Below are 18,835 nucleotides of genomic sequence, written 5' to 3'. Positions count from 1 at the left end.
CAGCGCCGTGCCTGCGGGGGCCGGCGCCGCGGAGGCGGGGGCGGGGGCGGCGGAGGCCGGGGCGGGGGCGGCGGAGACGACCTTCGCGCCGGGCATGGCGGCCGCGCAGCGCGAACAGCACTCCAGTGCCTGCCACCAGCGGCCTTCCCGGTCGGTGAGCACGGCGAGGACGACCGCGCCGCCGCACCGCCAGGGCTCGCCCCGCGTCCGCCGGTCGTCGGGGCGGATGTGGGTGTGACAGCTCTCCGCCCGGCACGCGCAGTACGCCTGGGGCCGAGGCCCCGCGGCGGCCTGCAGGTGAGCCTTCAGATGGGTGACCGCGGCCGCACGGCCGACGGCCGCGGACGGCAGACGTCGCGGTGCACAGGACGGGCGGCTGCACGAGACGCGCACCGCTGTGCTGCCGCGCTCGGCGGCGTCCAGGCGCACGGTCCACCTGCGTCCCCGGACACGTTCGTCCTGCTCGCTCGCCGCAGCCTCCGTCATCCCGCTCTTCCTCCCGTTTCCCATGACCACAACGCCTGCACCGCCCCTGCCGTCACGGGCAGGGACGCCGGCGGCGCTCACCGTACGCGGCGGACGACCGCGTCGACGGGGAAACGGACTGCGGCTCACCCGATCCGGCGCAAGCGCCGTACCCCGCGGGGAGAACGGAGCGGACAGGCGAGTCGGTCGGGGGCCGCACGGCCTCGCTCGACCGGCGAGCGGATGTCCGAACGGACGCCCGACCGGGTCACCGACGGACACGTCCCGGACGTGCGGGGGTGACGCTCAAGCCGAGGCGCCGACCGGGGAGTCGTCCGCGTCGGTCACGCCGTAGCCGGGGACCGAGGGCCAGCGCACCGTCAGCACCACGGACTCCTCCTCCGCGAACCAGGAGTGGTCGACGCCGTGGCCCCACACGACGTAGTCCCCCTGCCGGGCCAGGAGAACGGTGCGCCCGGGCAGCTCCACGCGGAAACGCCCGCTGATGAGGACCAGCAGGGCGGTGCGCTCCTCACCGGTCACCCACTCGGCGCGCTCGTCGCCCCGGGGGTGGATACCCCACTTGATCTCGACGGCCTCGCTGTGGCGGGGATCGGAGGCCTCCTTGAAGTGCCCCAGCAGCCACCCGCGGTCCAGGGCCGCGTCGTTGCCCGCATTGCCCACGTACACGCTGTCGGTCATGGCTCCGAAAGGTAGCAGCCTGCCGTACCGGCGCCGCCGGGACCGCGTACCGACTCCCGCCCCACGCGACGTGTAGTCCTCTCGGCGGGCCGCGTCCCGCGCGTCGTGCACCGTACGGCCCCCTCGGAGTGGCCGCGTGATGAGGTCGACACCAGATTGTTCTGAGTGTCCGTCGAACGTCCTCACGAAAGGGGCCCGCATCGTGCGCGTCAAGTCGCTGACGCTGGCCGCGGCCGGCCTGGCCCTGCTGGCCCCGGCCACCCCGTCCGTCACGGTGCGCTCGTCCCCGGCGGCGGCCGGGGCGTCGGCGTCCCGCAAGGCGGCGGCCGGGGCGTCGGCGTCCCGAAAGGAGGGCGGCGTGCGGGCCGCCGACCTGCTGACCCGGGTGCGCGAATGCACCCCGGTCTCGCGCGGCCGCTACCGCACCGATGACGACATGCCCGCCACGGTCCCGGTCTGCGGCACCGACGAGGCGGTGTTCTGGACGGCCGACATGGACATCGACTGCGACGGCCGTCCGAGCTCCCGGTGCAACAGCGGCACCGACCCGCTGTTCTCCGACGCCACCGCCTACCAGCAGTCCGACGGCCGCTATCTGAGCGCCGAGTCGCTGCCGTACATCGTCGTGCCCGGGGTGAGCGCGCTGTGGGACTACCGCGCCCACGGGGTGGGCGGAGGATCGGTCGCGGCCGTCGTCTACGGGGACCGGGTCCAGTACGCCGTGGTGGGCGACATCGGGCCGCGCGAGATCATCGGCGAGGCGTCCTACGCCACCGCGAAGGCGCTCGGCATCCGCCCCGACCCGCACGGCGGCGGCACGCCCTCCGGCGTCACCTACATCGTCTTCAAGAACTCCCGTGCGACGCCCATCGAGAGCCACGCCTCCGCGGTGTCGGTGGGGGAGCGGCTGGCGCGGGCGTTCGTGCGGGGAACGGGGGCGAGCGAGCCGCCGACGCCCCCACCCTCAGGGCAACCGGCGACCGGAACCGTCACGACGCCGCAGGAGGGGGCCCCGCAGGACGACTGGGGGCCCGCCGCGGCGCCGGACGCGCAGGACCCCCCGGAACCGCCCCAGGAGACGGACGCCGAGAGCGGGACCCAGGCCGACCCCGCGGAGAACCCCGACACGCACGGGGACCCGGCCGCCGAGAAGAGCGAGCAACCCGGGCAGGACGACGGGGACTGGTGAGAGGGCTCGCGCGGCCGGCCGGCCGGTGCAGGACCGGTGCGAGGCACCGTTCCCCGGCTCGCCTCTTCGCGGCCGCCCGGCCCAGGTCGGCTCAGCGGCTCCGTCGGGCGGCCCCCCTGGGCGGGCAGGAGGGGCCGGTCCGGGCCGCGGGTCACACCTTGCGGTAGGTGTACGCCTCCTGGGCCGCCACCTCCACCGCGTCGAGGTCGGCGCCCGCGGCCGACGTGACGACCGCGGCCACCGCCCCCTCCACGAAGGGGGCGTCCACCAGACGCGCGGTCTCGGGCAGCTCGTCCCCCTCCGCGAGCAGCGCCTTGACCGTGAGGACGGCGCTGCCCAGATCGGCGAGGACCGCGACCCCGGCGCCCCGGTCCACGGACGCGGCGGCGGCGGCGACCAGCTCGGCGCTGGTGCCCAGCCCGCCGCCCTCCGTACCGCCCGCCGCGGCGACCGGCACGGCAGCGCCGCCGGCCGCCAGACCCCGTGCCAGTTGGGCCACGGCCTCGGCCACCTGCGCGCTGTGCGACACCAGCACGACTCCGACCGGCTTCTGCGCGCTCACGGGCGCCTCACTTCCCCTCGGTCTCGGCCAGGGCGGCGACGAGGAGCGCCGCCGAGGTCGCGCCGGGATCCTGGTGGCCGATGCTGCGCTCGCCGAGATAGCTGGCCCTGCCCTTGCGCGCCTGCAGCGGCGTCGTCGCCTCGGCGCCCTGCTCGGCGGCCGAGCGGGCGGCGCCGAAGCCGCCCGGGAGGGCGTCGACGGCCGGCACGAGCGCGTCGATCATGGTCTTGTCGCCGGGCGCGGCGCCGCCCAGCTGCATCACGGCGTCCACGCCCGCGCGCAGCGCCTCGGCGAGCCGCTGCTCGTCGACCTGTTCCGCGTCGCCCAGCGCTTTGCCGGTCCGCCGCAGCAGCGTGCCGTACAGCGGCCCGGAGGCCCCGCCGACCGTCGAGATCAGCTGACGTCCCGCGAGCGTCAGAACAGCGCCGGGAGTCGTGGGCGACTCCTTCTCCAGCGCCGCGGCCACCGCGGTGAATCCGCGCCGGAGGTTGCTGCCGTGATCGGCGTCCCCGATGGGCGAGTCGAGGGCGGTGAGCCGGTCCGCCTCGCGGTCCACGGACGCGGCGGTCGCCGTCATCCAACGGCGGAAGAAGTCGGCGTCGAGCACTGGGTCTCCTTGCGTGGTCGGTACGGTCCGAGCGCCTGTCCCTGCCTCAGACGCCCCAGCGCAGGCCGGCCGTCTTCACCGGCGCGTTCCACAGGCGCAGCCGCTCCTCGTCGACCTCGCAGAGGGTGACCGAGGCGCCGGCCATGTCGAGGGAGGTCACATAGTTGCCGACGAGCGTGTGGGCGACGACCACCCCGCGCTGCGCCAGCACCCGCTGCACCTCCGCGTTGAAGCCGTACAGCTCCAGCAGCGGCGTCGCGCCCATGCCGTTGACCAGGACGAGGACCGGGTTGCCGGGGGTGATGTCGTCGAGGATCGCCTGGACGGCGAAGTCGGCGATCTCGCCGGAGGTCATCATCGGCCGCCGCTCCCGCCCCGGCTCGCCGTGGATGCCGACGCCCAGTTCCAGCTCGCCGGCCGGCAGGTCGAAGGTCGGACTGCCCTTGGCGGGCGTCGTGCAGGCGCTGAGCGCCACACCGAAGCTGCGGGAGCTCTCGTTGACCTGCCGGGCGATCGCCTCGACCCGCTCCAGCGGCTGCCCCTCCTCGGCCGCGGCCCCGGCGATCTTCTCCACGAACAGCGTCGCGCCCGTGCCGCGCCGACCGGCCGTGTAGAGGCTGTCGGTGACGGCCACGTCGTCGTCGACCAGGACCTTCGCGACCTGGATGCCCTCGTCCTCGGCGAGCTCGGCCGCCATGTCGAAGTTGAGCACGTCGCCGGTGTAGTTCTTCACCACGAACAGCACGCCGGCCCCGCTGTCGACGGCCGCGGCCGCGCGCACCATCTGGTCCGGCACCGGCGAGGTGAACACCTCGCCCGGACAGGCCGCGGAGAGCATGCCCGGCCCGACGAAACCGCCGTGCAACGGCTCGTGCCCCGAGCCGCCGCCGGACACCAGCCCCACCTTGCCCGCCACCGGAGCGTCCCGCCGTACGATCACCCGGTTGTCGACGTCGACGATCAGTTCGGGATGAGCGGCCGCCATCCCGCGCAGCGCATCCGCGACGACGGTCTCGGGAACGTTGATCAGCATCCTCATGGATACCTCCCAGTGAGGCTAGTAGATGCGGCACCACCTCCATTCTGCCGGTCAGGCCGGGCTGGGTCACTTGGCGGACGCGGCGGCGCGCGGCGATCGGGGACGGGCCCCCGCCCGGACCGGCGCTCCGGCGGCGCCGGATCGGGTGGCCGGAGAGCAACTGCCGTACCTGCGGGGCGAGTCGGTACCCGGTCCGCCGAGAATTCGTCGCTGCGGACGAGGCGCCCGGAGAGTTCTGCCGTGCGTTACTTGTGTCTGCGGGACCTTCGCCCGGCGAGGGTCCACCGTTCGTCTGCTCTTCACGCAGAGTGGGCTTCGGACTCGTAGGGTTACGCCGCCGCCCCCCCACACCGTCGCTTCTGTCCGGAGGACCGTCATGGCCGCCGTCAAGGATCCCCAGCGCACCAGGCACCCCCTCGCCGCCCTCGCCGGCGCCGTCGCCCTCACCGCCACGTCGATCGGGGTGTGGTCCGCCACCGCCTCCACCGCGCAGGCCGCCGCGCTCCCCGCCCCCGACCACGTCGTGGTGGTGGTCATGGAGAACCACGCCTACGCGCAGGTGATCGGCAGCTCCAGCGCCCCGTACCTCAACAACACCCTCAAGGCGGGCGGCGCCGACCTCACGCAGTCCTACGGTCTCACCCACCCCAGCGAACCGAACTACTACATGCTGTTCTCGGGCTCCAACCAGGGCCGCACCGACGACAGCTGCGTCTCCGTCGGGTCCCTCTCCAAGCCGAACCTGGCCTCGGAGCTGATCGCCGAGGGCAAGACGTGGGCGAGCTACAACGAGTCGCTGCCCAGCCAGGGTTCGACGACGTGCAGCAGCGGCGACTACGCCCAGAAGCACAACCCGTGGTTCGCCTTCTCCAACGTGCCGACGAACACCGCGAAGACGTTCGCGCAGTTCCCGACCGACTACACGACCCTGCCGAAGGTGTCCTTCGTCGTGCCGAACCTGTGCAGCGACATGCACGACTGCTCGGTCTCCACGGGGGACACCTGGATCAAGAACAAGCTGGGCGCGTACGCCGCCTGGGCCAGGACCCACAACAGCGTCCTCGCCGTCACCTTCGACGAGGACAACAGGCTGTCCGGCAACCGCATCCCCACCCTCTTCTACGGAGAGCACGTCACGCCCGGCAGCTCCAGCTCCGCCACCTACAACCACTACAACGTGCTGCGCACCCTGGAGGACCTCGCCGGGCTGAGCGCGCACGCGGGCAACGCGGCCGCGGCGTCCGACATCACCGGCATCTGGAACTGACGCCGGTGTACCTCGCGGACTCCCGCGCCGCGACCGCCGCCGCCCCGGACTCCGGTCCGGGGCGACGGCCGGCCGCGGTGCCCTCCACCGTGCTGGCGCTGGGGGCGGTCAGCCTGATCACCGACGTCTCCTCGGAGATGGTCACCGCCGTCCTGCCGCTGTACGTGATCACGGGCCTCGGTCTGTCGCCGCTCGGCTTCGGGCTCCTCGACGGCATCAACAACGGCGTCGGCGCGCTGGTGCGGCTGGCCGGCGGCCACCTCGCCGACCGGGGAGGACGCCGGCACAAAGCGGTGGCGGGCCTCGGATACGGACTGTCGGCGGTGTGCAAACCGCTGCTGCTGCTCGCCCACAGCCTCCCGGCGATCAGCGCGGTGCTCGCGGCCGACCGTACCGGCAAGGGACTGCGCACGGCGCCCCGGGACGCGATGATCTCGCTGGCCACCGAGCCCGGGCGCCGGGGCAGGGCGTTCGGCGTGCACCGCGCCATGGACACCACCGGCGCGCTGCTCGGCCCGCTCGCCGCCTTCGCGGTGCTGCGGGCCACCGTCGACGGCTACGACGCGGTCTTCGCGGTCAGCGGCTGCGTCGCCGTGCTCGGCGTCCTGGTGCTGGTGCTGTTCGTGCCCCGGCAGGTCGCCTGCGCCGCGGCCGTCGGGCCGTCCGGGCCGCAGCAGCCGACGCTGCGGGACGCGCTCGGGCTGCTGCGCCGCCCGCGACTGCGCCGGCTCATCGCGTGCGCGACCCTGCTCGGCCTGACCACCGTCAGCGACTCCTTCCTGTATCTGCTGCTGCAGCGCGACGGGGACCTGCCCGCCCACCTGTTCCCGCTGCTGCCGCTGGGCACCGCCGGCGTCTTCCTCACGCTGGCCGTGCCCCTCGGCGTGCTCGCCGACCGGGTCAGCCGGCGGCGGCTCTTCCTGGCCGGTCACGGCGTGCTGCTCGCCGGCTACGGCCTCGTCCTGTGCCCGTGGGACGGCGTCCCTGCCGTGATCGCCGTCCTCGTGCTGCACGGCGCGTTCTACGCGGCCACGGACGGCGTCCTCGCGGCCGCCACCGCCGAGGCCGTCCCGGCCGGCCACCAGGGCGCGGGGCAGGCGCTGGTCGGCACCGGGCAGGCGCTGGCCCGGTTCGCCTGCTCGCTCGCCTTCGGCGCGGCCTGGAACCTGTGGGGCCCGCGCACGGCACTGTCCGTCACCGCGGGGGCGCTCGCCGTCGGAGCCGTCGTCGCCGCGTTCGTGCTCCGCGGCGGCGAGGAGGCGACCGCATGACCAGAACCACCCGCCTGGCGATCCTGCTGGCCGCCGTCCTGCTGCTGGGGACCGTCGGCGCCGGGGCCGTGCTGCACGCCGCCCACCGGTCCGGGCTGCGCGACCAGCAGCAGGCGGACGGTCCGGCCGTACGGGCCGGGAGCGTCTCGCTGCTGCCCACGGGCGGACGCCGGCTGCTGGTGCGCAACCTGGCCTGGGGCCCGCACCGCGACGAGATCGCCACGGTGCCCGCCGAACGTCCGCAGGGCCCGCGCACCGCGTCGGGCGTCACGTGCCTGCGCTTCCACGCCGCGGCCGGCACCGGCGTCTGCCTGCAGGCCGTGCACGGCGCGCTGCGGGACGGCTACCGGGCGGTGGTGCTCGACGCGCACCTGCGCGAACGGCGCCGCTTCCCGGCGGCGGGCATCCCCACCCGGGCGCGGGTCTCGCCCTCCGGCCACCTGGTGGCCTGGACGGTCTTCGTCAGCGGGGACTCCTACGCCGGCACGGACTTCTCCACCCGCACCGCCGTCGTCGACACCCGCACCTGGGCGATCGACGACAACCTGGAGACCTTCCACGTCGTCAAGGACGGCCGCCCCTACCAGGCCGCCGACGTCAACGTCTGGGGTGTCACCTTCGCCGACGACACCCGCTTCTACGCCACGCTGGCGACGGGCGGCCGGACCTACCTCGTTCGGGGCGACCTCACCGCGCGCACCCTCACCACCGTGCACCGCAACGTGGAATGCCCCTCCCTCTCCCCGGACGGCGCGCGCCTCGCCTACAAGAAACGCGTCGAGGGCGCACCGGCCGACGCGCCCTGGCGCCTGTACGTCCTGGACCTGCGCACGATGCGGGAGACGGCGACCGCCGAGCGGCGCAGCGTCGACGACCAGGCTCTGTGGGCCGACGGCTCGACCCTCGTCTACGCCCTCCCCGGCGACTACGGCTCGGACCTGTGGAGCGTTCCCGCCGACGGCTCCGGCGCGGCCCGCCCGCTGATGACCTCGGCCGTCGCCCCCGCCTACGTGGAGTGAGAGCGCCCTGGGGCCGCGAGGAGCCGCCGTCCGGCGACAGGGCGCTCCGGCGGCAGGCGCGGGACAACGGTCACGACGAGAACGTCATCGGCTCCGGCCGGCGGCTCAGGCGACGAGGGCCTGACCCCGGCCGAGGCGGTCGAGGAGCCGGCCGCGGTGAAGGCCTGCCACCGGAGCGAGGAGATCGGGGTGCCGCAGCAGCGCCGCGGCGCTGAGGTCGCGGTCGTCGGGGGCCACCAGGCGTCGGAAGCCGGGCGTCGTCCCCGGCACCTGGTCCGCTCCGGTGAGCGCGGCCACCGCCCCGGCGGCCAGGCCGGCGTCGCCGAGCAGACAGGCCGCCCAACTCGCCACCACCTCGTCCACCCAGGTCCGCCAGGCCCGGTCGCCGTCGGCCAGGTCGGCGTCGGCGTCCGCGCCGCTGATCCAGTCCAGGCGCGCCGAGCCGCCCGGGCCCGCCAGGCCGACCAGGGCGGCGTCCGTGGCGGTCGGGTAGCGCAGCCAGGCCGCGACCGTCGCCGCCTGCCGGGCCTGCGCCTCGCACAGCGCGCAGGCGAGCGCGCCGCCGCTCGCCGGATAGGCCCGCGTCAGCCATTGCGCGGTGGCGGCGATGAGCGAGGAGAGGTCGGCGAACACGGTGGGCCCTCCGGAAGGTGCGGCGGCGAAGAGCAGCGTGGAGAAGGGGGGGAGCTGCCGAGAACCGTAGCCCGCGACCCGCACGCGACGACATGTGTCCTCGGCCACAGGGCCGCGGCTGCCGGAGAGGCGGTCGCGGAAGCTGCGGGCGCAGGACGGCCCGGGAGGACCAGGGGCGGCCCAGGTCGGCGCGGGGCGGCCCTCGGTGATACTGGAGCGGTGCCGCACACACCGCAGCCACCCGCCCCGGACCCGTCGCGACCTGTCGCGCCCCTCACACCCGTCGCACCGGTCGCACCGGTCATGCCGGTCACACCCGACGCGCCGGCCGCGGTGGCGCGCCCGCTGCTCACCCAGTCCTGGCTGAACCTGACCTTCCTGCACTGGGCGGCCGATCCCGCGGACGTGGCCGGACTGCTGCCGCCCGGAACCGTCCCGGACACCCTGGACGGCGTCACCTACGTCGGTCTGGTCGCGTTCCGGATGCACCGCGTGGGCTGGTTCCGCCTGCCGGGCGTGCCCTATCTCGGCTCGTTCCCCGAGACGAACGTCCGTCTGTACTCGGTGGACGCGCACGGGCGCCGGGGCGTGGTCTTCCGCTCGCTCGACGCGTCCCGCCTGCTGCCGGTGGCCGTGGCGCGGGTCGGCTTCCGGCTGCCCTACGTGTGGTCGCGCATGACGATCGACGTCGACGGCGACACCGTCGCCTACACCAGCAGCCGCCGGTGGCCGGGTCCGCGCGGCGCCCGCAGCCGGCTCGCGGTGCGGGTGGGCGCGCGGATCGGGGAGCCCACCGCGCTGGAGCACTTCCTGACCGCGCGCTGGGGCCTGCACAGCGCCTTCTTCGGCCGGCCGATGTACCTGCCCAACGCCCACCCGCGCTGGCCGCTGCACCGGGCCGAGCTCGTGGAGTGCGAGGAGGACCTGATCGCGGCGGCGGGCCTGCCGGCGCCGACGCGGGAGCCGGTGAGCGTGCTGTACTCACCGGGGGTCCCGGTCCGCTTCGACCGTCCGGCGCGCCCGGCCGCCCCGGCGGGCATTCCGACGCCGTGACCTCGCGCGACGACGCCGTGACCTCGCGCGACGCACGCCGCCACCGCTTCCCGGCCGCCCGCGGCCTCGGACCCACGGGCTCACCGGAGGCGTGCCACCGGTTCACGCGCGTCGCCGCCCGGGCGGGCGCCCTCCGCCCCGTTCGGCAGCCGGCGCATGTCGCCGTGGGCGGGGTTGTTATGACGGCTGTCATGACGGATGCTGCCTGACGGCGCTCGCCGCTTCCGCGGACGACGGACCGGGAGGACCCGTAAGTGAGTGACACGATCGCACGGACGATGTGGGAGAGGTTCGAGCCGGTCCATCAGCTCGTCTACTTCGCCCCCGAGGTGCGCGAGACGGCCGACGGCCTCGGGATGCGCGGCTACTGGATGGGTTACTTCGCCCTGCGCGCGGCGCCCCTCGGGCCCGCTCCGGCCGCCGTCGTCACCGGTTGCTTCCACGTCTTCCACCCCGACCGGGTGGCGCGTGCGCTGCCGGACGCCTGGCAGCTCGCCTCTCCGCAGCAGGTGCTCCAGGCGCGCGAGCGGGCCGTGGACGCGGCGATGACCAGCCTGTACGGCCCCGACGTCGTCGCCTCCGCCGACCTGGCCGAGGCCGCCGACCTCGCCTGGCGGGCGGCCCTGGCCGCGGACACGGCGGGACGTGTGCTGAGCGCCGCCAACCAGGCGCTGCCCCGCCCCGCGCAGCCTCACGTCAGGCTCTGGCAGGCCGTGACCACCCTGCGCGAACACCGCGGCGACGGCCATGTGGCGGTGCTGGTGAGCCGCCGGCTGGGGCCGGTGGCGGCGATGGTGCTCAAGAGCGCGGCGGGGGAGACCGACGCGGAGTTCCAGCGCCGCACCCGCCAATGGGGCTCCGGGCCGTGGCGGGCCGCGCAGGAGGAGCTGGGGGAGCGCGGCTGGCTCGACGCGCAGGGGCGTCTCACCGCGGCCGGGGCGGCCGCCCGCGAGCAGATCGAAGCCGACACGGACGCCGCCGCGGCAGCGCCGTGGACGGCCCTGGGCCCCGATGCCACCGCCCGCCTCGCCCGGCTGCTGGAACCGCTGGCACGCACCGTCCTGGACTCCGGGATCGTCCCGGACGCCAACCCGGTCGGGCTCACCGACGGCACGTGGGGCCCTCCCGGACGACCGGGGGCCGCCGACCGGTCACCCGTGAGGGTCACCCGCGACGAGTGACCGGCGACCGGCGATCCCTGACCGGGCCGGACGCGGTGGGCCGGGCAGGGGCCGAGCCGGGGGCGCAAGCGGGCCGGCCGGGGCCTGGTGGTGTCCTCTCCGCGTCGCCGGCCCGGTTCTGATCGCGACAGGACCGGGCCCCTCTCAGTAGGCTTCCTCGCATGCGGATCTCCGTTTCCTCGGACATGGACGAACCGGTGGCGCGCGCCCTCGTCGCCGAACTGCGCGGCCGCGGGCACGACGTCGTCCCGCACGGGGCCCTGCGCCCCGGCGACGACCCGCGATGGGCGGTGTGCTCGGAGGCGGCCGCGCGGGACGTCGCCGACGGCACCTCCGAGCAGGCGGTGGTGTGCTGCTGGACCGGCACCGGCGCGTCGATCGCCGCGAACAAGGTGCCCGGCGTCCGGGCCGCGCTGTGCGCCGACGCGTACACCGCCGACGGGGCCCGCCGCTGGAACGACGCGAACGTCCTCGCGCTCAGCCTGCGCCTGACGTCCGAGCCGCTGCTGAGGGAGATCCTGGACGCCTGGTTCTCGGCCGAGACGGGCGGGGACGCCGAGGACCGGCAGAACGTGGCCCACGTCGAGAGCCTCGACGCCGGCCGGGCGGGTTCGCCCGGGTAGCGCGCGCCCCCTTACGGACGGCTCCGCTCCTCCGTATGGTCGCCCGGCCCTGCCGGTACCCGGCGGACGCGGCAGGGCGGGCAGGTGACGCGGCAGGGCGGGCAGGTAAGGACAGACATACGCCTGCGAGCGAACCCGCCCGGGAAGGGAACCCGAGATGTCCGTCGACCCGAGGCGAAGGCTCGCCCGCGGCCGGGCAGGGCGCACGGAGCGGGGCGGACGGCGCAGGACGAGGGGCAGGAGGGGGACCGTCGTGCGCCCTGGCACGGAGTCCCGCCGGGCGCCTACAGTGGTCGGCCCGGCCCGCGCGGATCCCGCGGGGCGAGCCCCACCGGCCCGTGGTCACCCGTCCCCGCCCGGCGCCGCCGGACCCGCAACGGCTCCGCACACCGGCGTCGCCCGGGCGACGGGTGTGACGACCACCCACGCGACAGGCACCATCCGTGACCCGCTCGGACCGCGCGTGGGCCGCCCGCGGCACGAGCGCACGTCGAGAGCCCCTGGAGGCCGCTGTGACCCGACCGTGCATCGCCCTGATCGCCGACCCCACATCGCCCGAAGGCTGCCGTGAATACCTCGCCGACGCCGTGGAGCTGCTGACCGGCGCACCTCCCGTCCGGGTCGACTCCCGGCACTTCGCGACCGGCGGAACCGGTCGCGCCGCCCGGCACGGGAACCGGTTACGCCTGCAGGTCCCCGAGCAGCGGCTCGACTTCGTGCCCGACGTCGTCCTGCTCTACGAGATCCCGCCGCACCACCGGCGGGCCCTCGCCGGATTCCAGCGAGTCCTGGACAGCCACGGCGTGGCGACCCTCGCCGCCGGCCCGGAGGCCTGGCGGACCGCGACCGAGAAGAACCTCACCGTCGAACGCTTCCTGCGGGACGGCATCGCCCAGATGGAGACCGCGGTGCTGTCGCGGCCCTCCGCGCGCGAAGCGGCCGACGTGTTCGAGCGGCTCGGCCGCGACACCTGGGCCAGGCCCGTCGTCGGCACCGGCGGCAGCGACACCTTCCATGTCACCACCCCCGCCCAGCTGGAGCGCGCCGCCGTCTACTACGCCGAACGCGACACCGACTGGCTCCTGTCCCGCGACGCGGGCAACGTCACCGCCGACGGCCTGCGCCACCAGTTCCGGGTGTTCGTCCTGGGCGACCGGGTCGTGCACGCCCGTGAGCATCTGCAGCCGGCGACCGACACCCCCTGCAACACCTGCCAGGGCGCCACCGCCGTGCACCTCTCCGCGTCGGAGCTCCCGCCCCGGCTCGCCGAACTCGCCGTCGCGGCCACCGCGTCGGTGGGACTGCCCTTCGCCGGCGTCGACCTCGCCGTGGAGAACGGCGGGGTCGTCTTCGAGGTCAACGTGCAGCCCGCCTTCGTCGACGGCGAACGCGAACTGCACGCCGTGGCCGTGCCCTACGTCCAGGCGCACCTCGACGCCCTGGCGCCGGCCCGCGGCGGCCCGCGCCCGGGGCTCACCGCTTCCGCCTGAACCAGGCCCTTGGGCCCTCGTCCGTCGGCCGCACCCCGGCCGCCGGCGGGGGCCCGCACCGGGAACGGGCCGCGGTCCGGCTCCGGCGGGGACGGAACGCGGCCGAGCCGATCAGGATCGGAGAAGCGCCCGCCGCCGCGCTCCGGCTAGCGTGGCGTCCGACGGCACGAGCCGGGCGACGCCGGTCCGGACCGGGCGGCCCCCGAGGATGGAGAGACGATGAGCACGGCCCACAGGACGCAGCGCCGGTCGCCCGAGCCGCACCTCGCCGACAGCCATGACCTCATCAGGGTGCACGGGGCGCGCGAGAACAACCTCAAGGACGTCAGCATCGAGATCCCCAAGCGCCGGCTGACGGTGTTCACGGGGGTCTCCGGCTCGGGCAAGAGCTCCCTGGTCTTCGACACGATCGCCGCGGAGTCGCAGCGGCTGATCAACGAGACCTACAGCGCCTTCGTGCAGGGCTTCATGCCGAACCTGGCGCGTCCCGAGGTCGACGTGCTCGACGGGCTGACGACCGCGATCATCGTCGACCAGCAGAGACTGGGAGTCGACCCGCGCTCCACCGTGGGCACCGCCACCGACGCCAACGCGATGCTGCGCATCCTCTTCAGCCGGCTCGCGCGCCCGCACATCGGTCCGCCCAGCGCCTACTCCTTCAACACCGCCTCCGTGCGGGCGAGCGGCGCCATCACCGTGGAGCGCGGCAACAAGAAGGCGGTGAAGGCGACCTACTCCCGCACCGGCGGCATGTGCCCACGCTGTGAGGGCCGCGGCACGGTCTCCGACATCGACCTCACCCAGCTCTACGACGACAGCAAGTCCCTCAACGAGGGCGCGCTGACGATCCCCGGGTACAGCATGGACGGCTGGTACGGCCGCATCTTCACCGGCTGCGGCTTCTTCGACCCGGACAAGCCGATCAGGAGGTTCACCAAGCGGGAACTGCACGACCTGCTGCACAAGGAGCCGACCAAGATCAAGGTCGAGGGCGTCAACCTGACGTACGAGGGTCTGATCCCGAAGATCCAGAAGTCGATGCTGTCCAAGGACGTCGACGCGCTGCAGCCGCACGTCCGCGCCTTCGTCGAGCGCGCGACGACGTTCTCCGTCTGCCCCGAGTGCGAGGGCACCCGGCTGAGCGAGGGCGCCCGCTCCTCGAAGATCGACGGCGCCAGCATCGCCGACGCCTGCGCGATGCAGATCAGCGACCTGGCCGAGTGGGTCCGCGGGCTCGACGATCCCTCGGTGGCCCCGTTGCTCGGCGCGCTGCAGCACTCGCTCGACTCCTTCGCGGAGATCGGCCTCGGCTACCTCTCGCTCGACCGCCCCTCCGGCACCCTGTCGGGCGGCGAAGCCCAGCGCGTCAAGATGATCCGCCACCTCGGCTCCTCGCTCACCGACGTCACCTACGTCTTCGACGAGCCCACCACCGGCCTGCACCCGCACGACATCAGCCGGATGAACGACCTGCTGCTGCGGCTGCGGGACAAGGGCAACACCGTGCTCGTCGTGGAGCACAAGCCGCAGACGATCGCGATCGCCGACCACGTCGTGGACCTCGGCCCCGGCGCCGGCGCGGCGGGCGGCAGCGTCTGCTTCGAGGGCACCGTCGAAGGGCTGCGGGCCGGCGACACGATCACCGGCCGCCACCTCGACGACCGGGCCGCCCTGAAGAAGACGGTGCGCGAGCCCGCCGGCGCCCTGGAGATCCGCGGCGCCTCGGCGCACAACCTGCGCGACGTGGACGTCGACATCCCCCTCGGGGTGCTGGTCGTCGTCACCGGGGTGGCCGGGTCGGGCAAGAGCTCGCTCGTGCACGGCTCGGTCCCGGCCGGCGAGGGCGTCGTCTCGGTCGACCAGGGCGCGATCCGCGGCTCGCGGCGCAGCAACCCGGCCACCTACACCGGGCTGCTCGAACCGATCCGCAAGGCCTTCGCGAAGGCCAACGGCGTGAAACCGGCGCTGTTCAGCGCCAACTCGGAGGGCGCCTGCCCCACCTGCAACGGCGTCGGCGTCGTCTACACCGATCTGGCGATGATGGCGGGCGTCGCCACCACCTGCGAGGAGTGCGAGGGCAAGCGGTACCAGGCGTCGGTCCTGGAGTACCGTCTCGGCGGCCGCGACATCAGCGAGGTGCTCGCCATGCCGGTGACCGAGGCCGCGGAGTTCTTCGGCGCGGGTGAGGCGGCCACGCCGGCCGCGCACCGCGTGCTGACCCGTCTCGCCGACGTCGGGCTCGGCTACCTGAGCCTCGGCCAGCCGCTCACCACGCTGTCCGGCGGTGAGCGCCAGCGGCTCAAGCTGGCCACCCACATGGCCGAGAAGGGCGGCGTGTACGTTCTGGACGAGCCGACCACCGGCCTGCACCTCGCCGACGTCGAACAGCTGCTCGGCCTCCTGGACCGCCTCGTCGACTCGGGCAAGTCCGTCATCGTCGTCGAGCACCACCCGGCGGTGATGGCGCACGCCGACTGGATCATCGACCTCGGCCCGGGCGCCGGCCACGACGGCGGACGGATCGTCTTCGAGGGCACGCCGGCCGATCTCGTCGCGACCCGTTCCACCCTCACCGCGGAGCACCTCGCGGCTTACGTGGGCGCCTGAGGCGTCCGACCGGGCCCGCGCCCGCGGACCCGGGAACGAGCCGCCGACGCGGGCCCGGGAACGAGCCGCCGCCGGACGTTCAGTGGGCGCCCAGGCCGCCCCCGCCGAACGAGCCGCTGCTGCCCCGGCTCCAGCGCGGGCGCTTCTTGTCCGTGCTGGCCCGGGTCTGCATGTTGGTGAGTTCGTAGGGGGTCAGGGGTCGGCCGCCCTCCGTCATCCGGGGCACCTCTTCGGGCTCCCGGTTCTCGCGGATCTCGTGGACCGCGCCGCCCGGTGGGAGGTGCGGCTGTTCCTCGGGGCGCGGCCGGGCCGACTCGCGCGACTTGACGCGCGCGCCCAGCCAGAAGCTCCCGCCGAGCAGGCCGATGAGGGCCATGCCGACCACGAACAGCCCGAGGCTGAGCAGGCCGCTCGCGGCGGCCAGCTGCTGGCTTGCGTTAGTCATACCGGCTGGATACCCATAAAAAAGGGGATGAATCGCCCATAAGGGGTCCGGTGCGTTCGGTGGGTTTGGCGTAGGGCTCCCCGGCTACCCGCCCGGTGTGACTACGACGACATCCCAACAGGAACTCTTCCGGTTCCTGGAGGACCGCTTCGCCTGCGCCCAGGCGTGCGCCGCGTGTGCGCAGGCCAGCGCGCTGCGCGCGAGCCTCGTGGAGCCGGACGGAAGGGACCATCAGGAACTCGTGCGGCGCAAGGGGATCATGTGCGCGGAGGTCTGTGACGCGACCTGCCGCGTGCTGTCCGAGGAGAGCGCGATGGACGAGACCGGCATCCGGGCCCAGCTGGAGTGGTGCCGGACGGTCTGCCTGGAGTGCGCCCACGTCTTCGACAAGCAGCCGGGGGCCGAGGAGAGCGCGGCCGCCTGCCGCGCCTGCGCGCAGGCCTGCACCGACTTCATCGCAACGCTGCGCTGAGTGCGCGCGGCGACGCTCGGCCCGTCTGCTTTTCGCGGGTTCCCGCCTGCCTCGCCATTCCCAATTTCTGGAACACGTTCTACGGTGTGCGCCGTCAGGACACCGGCCTTGGGAAGCCAGGAGGCGCCGTGCACCTCGACCACACGCCCGAGCAACTGCGGTTGCGCACCGAACTGCGGTCGTACTTCGCCCAGTTGGTGCCGGACAACGCCTACGCCCGGCACGCCGACCCGGTCGCCGCCAAGCGCTTCTACCGCAGGACCATCAGGCGTCTCGGCGAGGACGGCTGGCTCGGCGTCGGCTGGCCCGAGGAGTACGGGGGGCGCGGACTCACCCCGGTCGAGCAGTTCGTCTTCTTCGACGAGGCCGCCCAGGCCGGCGTGCCGCTGCCGCTGATGGCGCTGAACACCGTCGGACCGACGATCATGCGCTACGGCACGGACGAGCAGAAGTCGTACTTCCTGCCGAAGATCCTCGCCGGCGAGATCGACTTCGCCATCGGCTACAGCGAGCCCGACGCGGGGACCGACCTCGCCGCGCTCAAGACGCGCGCGGTGCGCGAGGGCGACGAGTACGTCGTCCACGGCCAGAAGATCTGGACCACCAACGGCGACACCGCCGACTGGGTCTGGCTCGCCGTGCGCACCGACCCCGAGGCCCCGCCGCACAAGGGCATCACCATGCTCCTGGTGCCGACCTCCGACCCCGGCTACTCCTGCACCGTCATCCGCACGCTGGCCTCGCACGACACCACGGCCAGCTATTACGAGAACGTCCGCGTCCCCGTCTCGCGGCGGGTGGGCGCCGAGAACCAGGGCTGGCGGCTGATCACCAACCAGCTCAACCACGAACGCGTGACCCTCGCCGCCCACGGCACGATGGCGATCCGCGCGCTGCACGACGTCCAGCGGTGGGCGGGCGAGACCGAACTCGCCGACGGCCGCCGGGTGATCGACCTGCCCTGGGTGCGCCGGCGGCTGGCCCAGACCCATGTGAAGCTCGACGCGCTCAAGCTGCTGAACTGGCAGATGGTCGGCGCCCTGCAGAACGGCGCCCTCGCTCCGCAGGACGCCTCCGCCGTCAAGGTCTACGGTTCCGAGGCCCGCCGGGACGCCTTCGGCTGGCTGATGGAGGTCGTCGCGGCGCCCGGCGCGCTCCAGGAGGGCTCCGCGGGCGCCGTCCTGCACGGCGAGCTCGAACGCGGCTACCGCTCCGCCGTGATCTTCACCTTCGGCGGCGGCAACAACGAGATCCAGCGCGAGATCATCTCCTGGATCGGCCTGGGGATGCCGCGGGTGCGGCGTTAGCCTTCCGGTATGACGGCCGACCAGGGGCTGTTCGGCCCAGCGAGCGTGACCTGGCAGGCGCACGGCGACCCGATGATGTGGGTCGCCGGGATCAGGGCGCTCTACCTCCAGGCGCTGCACCCGCGAGCCGTGCGCGGCGTCTTGCAGAACTCCGACTTCCGGCGGGACCCGTGGGGCCGGCTGATGCGCACCGCCGACTTCGTCGGCACCACCACCTACGGCACCGCCGAGGCGGCCGAGAAGGCGGGCGCCCGCGTCCGCCGCATCCACCGCATGCTGTCCGCCACCGACCCGGACACCGAGGAGCGCTACCCGGTCGACGAACCCGGACTGCTGCTGTGGGTGCACTGCGCCGAGATCGACTCCTACCTGCACGTCCTGCGCCGCTCCGGCTATCCCCTCTCCGGCGCGGCCGCCGACCGCTACATCGGCGAGCACCGCGTCAGCGCCCGGCTGGTGGGCCTCGACCCGGACTCCGTGCCCGGCGACCGGGCAGGACTGCAGGCCTACTTCGAGAAGGTGCGCCCCGAACTCGCCGCCGGAGCCGAGGCGCGCGACGTGGACGACTTCCTGCTCCGGCCGACCACCCATCCGCTGCTCGTCCCGGCGCGCGCCCTGCTGTGGCGGCAGGTGGCGCAACTGGCGTACGCCTCGCTGCCGCCCTACGCCCACGACCTCTACGGCCGACCGGCTCCCGAACCGGCCGCCGTCACCCGGCGGTTGCGTGCCGCGGGAACCCTGCTGCGCTGCGTTCCCGCCCGGCTGCGCTGGCAACTTCCGCCCCGGCACATCCTGTGGGCCATGGCCAGACTGGGTCCCGCGGCCCGTCCGGCTGCGTACAAGATCCGGCCGTAGGCGTCGTGATCGAGGGCCGGCCCGCAACGACGAGGCCCACCGCCCGCG

Annotated in this window: 17 protein-coding genes and 2 pseudogenes; 12 read left to right on the top strand and 7 right to left on the bottom strand. The window is 74.2% G+C overall.

The genetic code is table 11. From position 1 onward, the window contains the following. A pseudogene (locus tag ACFVYK_RS30585) lies at positions 1-486 on the bottom strand (hypothetical protein); the annotation flags it as partial. Between the two features lie 285 nt (positions 487-771). Then, a complete protein-coding gene (locus tag ACFVYK_RS30580; RefSeq protein ID WP_389779605.1) occupies positions 772-1,167 on the bottom strand; it encodes a signal peptidase I in 396 nt (131 codons plus the stop codon). 202 nt (positions 1,168-1,369) lie between these two features. Here ACFVYK_RS30580 and ACFVYK_RS30575 point away from each other — a divergent pair. Next, positions 1,370-2,098 (top strand): annotated as a pseudogene (locus ACFVYK_RS30575) (glycoside hydrolase family 75 protein); the annotation flags it as partial. Between the two features lie 409 nt (positions 2,099-2,507). Here ACFVYK_RS30575 and ACFVYK_RS30570 read toward each other — a convergent pair. The 3 genes from ACFVYK_RS30570 to dhaK are packed head-to-tail and all read right to left on the bottom strand — an operon-like array spanning position 2,508 to position 4,564. Continuing rightward, complete coding sequence (locus ACFVYK_RS30570; protein WP_389779603.1) at positions 2,508-2,918, bottom strand: PTS fructose transporter subunit IIA; 411 nt, start codon at positions 2,916-2,918, stop codon at positions 2,508-2,510. A 7-nt stretch (positions 2,919-2,925) separates the two neighbouring features. Next, the gene (gene dhaL / locus ACFVYK_RS30565) at positions 2,926-3,525 is read right to left on the bottom strand and encodes a dihydroxyacetone kinase subunit DhaL (protein WP_389779601.1); all 600 of its coding nucleotides are present in this window, start codon (positions 3,523-3,525) and stop codon (positions 2,926-2,928) included. Between the two features lie 46 nt (positions 3,526-3,571). Further along, a complete protein-coding gene (gene dhaK / locus ACFVYK_RS30560) occupies positions 3,572-4,564 on the bottom strand; it encodes a dihydroxyacetone kinase subunit DhaK (RefSeq protein WP_389779599.1) in 993 nt (330 codons plus the stop codon). Between the two features lie 376 nt (positions 4,565-4,940). On the opposite strand from dhaK, the gene ACFVYK_RS30555 reads away from it, so the two are divergent. The 3 genes from ACFVYK_RS30555 to ACFVYK_RS30545 are packed head-to-tail and all read left to right on the top strand — an operon-like array spanning position 4,941 to position 8,121. Further along, positions 4,941-5,831: an alkaline phosphatase family protein gene (locus tag ACFVYK_RS30555; RefSeq protein WP_389779597.1), complete on the top strand. Its 891-nt coding sequence runs from the start codon at positions 4,941-4,943 to the stop codon at positions 5,829-5,831. A 5-nt stretch (positions 5,832-5,836) separates the two neighbouring features. Beyond that, on the top strand, positions 5,837-7,102 hold the full coding sequence (locus ACFVYK_RS30550; RefSeq protein WP_389779595.1) for an MFS transporter: 1,266 nt from the start codon (positions 5,837-5,839) through the stop codon (positions 7,100-7,102). Next, positions 7,099-8,121, top strand: a complete 1,023-nt coding sequence (locus ACFVYK_RS30545) for a TolB family protein (protein ID WP_389779593.1) — start codon at positions 7,099-7,101, stop codon at positions 8,119-8,121. The genes ACFVYK_RS30550 and ACFVYK_RS30545 overlap by 4 nt, the downstream gene beginning before the upstream one ends. A gap of 105 nt (positions 8,122-8,226) precedes the next feature. On the opposite strand, the gene ACFVYK_RS30540 is transcribed toward ACFVYK_RS30545, so the two are convergent. After that, a complete protein-coding gene (locus tag ACFVYK_RS30540) occupies positions 8,227-8,754 on the bottom strand; it encodes a hypothetical protein (protein ID WP_389779591.1) in 528 nt (175 codons plus the stop codon). A 303-nt stretch (positions 8,755-9,057) separates the two neighbouring features. Between ACFVYK_RS30540 and ACFVYK_RS30535 the strand changes: the two genes are divergently transcribed. The 5 genes from ACFVYK_RS30535 to ACFVYK_RS30515 all read left to right on the top strand — a co-directional run bounded on the left by ACFVYK_RS30535 (position 9,058) and on the right by ACFVYK_RS30515 (position 15,708). Continuing rightward, complete coding sequence (locus ACFVYK_RS30535) at positions 9,058-9,807, top strand: YqjF family protein (protein ID WP_389779589.1); 750 nt, start codon at positions 9,058-9,060, stop codon at positions 9,805-9,807. 254 nt (positions 9,808-10,061) lie between these two features. Beyond that, entirely contained in the window at positions 10,062-10,988 is a 927-nt protein-coding gene (locus ACFVYK_RS30530; protein WP_389779587.1) for a hypothetical protein, read from the top strand. Positions 10,989-11,149: 161 nt separating this feature from the next. Further along, on the top strand, positions 11,150-11,611 hold the full coding sequence (locus ACFVYK_RS30525) for an RpiB/LacA/LacB family sugar-phosphate isomerase (RefSeq protein ID WP_389779586.1): 462 nt from the start codon (positions 11,150-11,152) through the stop codon (positions 11,609-11,611). Positions 11,612-12,123: 512 nt separating this feature from the next. Then, positions 12,124-13,101 (top strand): RimK family alpha-L-glutamate ligase, encoded by a 978-nt coding sequence (locus ACFVYK_RS30520; RefSeq protein WP_389779584.1) that lies wholly within the window; start codon positions 12,124-12,126, stop codon positions 13,099-13,101. Between the two features lie 219 nt (positions 13,102-13,320). Further along, the gene (locus tag ACFVYK_RS30515; protein WP_389779582.1) at positions 13,321-15,708 is read left to right on the top strand and encodes an ATP-binding cassette domain-containing protein; all 2,388 of its coding nucleotides are present in this window, start codon (positions 13,321-13,323) and stop codon (positions 15,706-15,708) included. A 79-nt stretch (positions 15,709-15,787) separates the two neighbouring features. On the opposite strand, the gene ACFVYK_RS30510 is transcribed toward ACFVYK_RS30515, so the two are convergent. Next, positions 15,788-16,153 (bottom strand): DUF6479 family protein, encoded by a 366-nt coding sequence (locus ACFVYK_RS30510; RefSeq protein WP_389779580.1) that lies wholly within the window; start codon positions 16,151-16,153, stop codon positions 15,788-15,790. A gap of 97 nt (positions 16,154-16,250) precedes the next feature. Between ACFVYK_RS30510 and ACFVYK_RS30505 the strand changes: the two genes are divergently transcribed. The 3 genes from ACFVYK_RS30505 (at position 16,251) to ACFVYK_RS30495 (ending at position 18,787) form a co-directional block, all read left to right on the top strand. Beyond that, a complete protein-coding gene (locus tag ACFVYK_RS30505; RefSeq protein WP_389779579.1) occupies positions 16,251-16,625 on the top strand; it encodes a ferredoxin in 375 nt (124 codons plus the stop codon). A 128-nt stretch (positions 16,626-16,753) separates the two neighbouring features. Beyond that, positions 16,754-17,932, top strand: a complete 1,179-nt coding sequence (locus ACFVYK_RS30500) for an acyl-CoA dehydrogenase family protein (RefSeq protein WP_389779577.1) — start codon at positions 16,754-16,756, stop codon at positions 17,930-17,932. A gap of 9 nt (positions 17,933-17,941) precedes the next feature. After that, positions 17,942-18,787, top strand: a complete 846-nt coding sequence (locus ACFVYK_RS30495) for an oxygenase MpaB family protein (RefSeq protein WP_389779576.1) — start codon at positions 17,942-17,944, stop codon at positions 18,785-18,787. The last annotated feature ends 48 nt before the right edge of the window (positions 18,788-18,835 follow it).

Origin of the sequence: Streptomyces sp. NPDC058291 (assembly GCF_042880855.1) — a bacterium.
Taxonomy (GTDB): Bacteria; Actinomycetota; Actinomycetes; order Streptomycetales; family Streptomycetaceae; genus Streptomyces.
This window is presented reverse-complemented; position numbering and strand designations above follow the sequence as displayed.

Bases quoted from the DNA above. Each gene is read 5' to 3' on its own strand.
- ACFVYK_RS30495 (WP_389779576.1), top strand. From the start codon at position 17,942: ATGACGGCCGACCAGGGGCTGTTCGGCCCAGCGAGCGTGACCTGGCAG.
- ACFVYK_RS30525 (WP_389779586.1), top strand. From the start codon at position 11,150: ATGCGGATCTCCGTTTCCTCGGACATGGACGAACCGGTGGCGCGCGCC.
- ACFVYK_RS30535 (WP_389779589.1), top strand. From the start codon at position 9,058: ATGCCGGTCACACCCGACGCGCCGGCCGCGGTGGCGCGCCCGCTGCTC.
- ACFVYK_RS30545 (WP_389779593.1), top strand. From the start codon at position 7,099: ATGACCAGAACCACCCGCCTGGCGATCCTGCTGGCCGCCGTCCTGCTG.
- dhaK (WP_389779599.1), bottom strand. From the start codon at position 4,564: ATGAGGATGCTGATCAACGTTCCCGAGACCGTCGTCGCGGATGCGCTG.
- ACFVYK_RS30515 (WP_389779582.1), top strand. From the start codon at position 13,321: ATGAGCACGGCCCACAGGACGCAGCGCCGGTCGCCCGAGCCGCACCTC.
- ACFVYK_RS30580 (WP_389779605.1), bottom strand. From the start codon at position 1,167: ATGACCGACAGCGTGTACGTGGGCAATGCGGGCAACGACGCGGCCCTG.
- ACFVYK_RS30555 (WP_389779597.1), top strand. From the start codon at position 4,941: ATGGCCGCCGTCAAGGATCCCCAGCGCACCAGGCACCCCCTCGCCGCC.
- ACFVYK_RS30510 (WP_389779580.1), bottom strand. From the start codon at position 16,153: ATGACTAACGCAAGCCAGCAGCTGGCCGCCGCGAGCGGCCTGCTCAGC.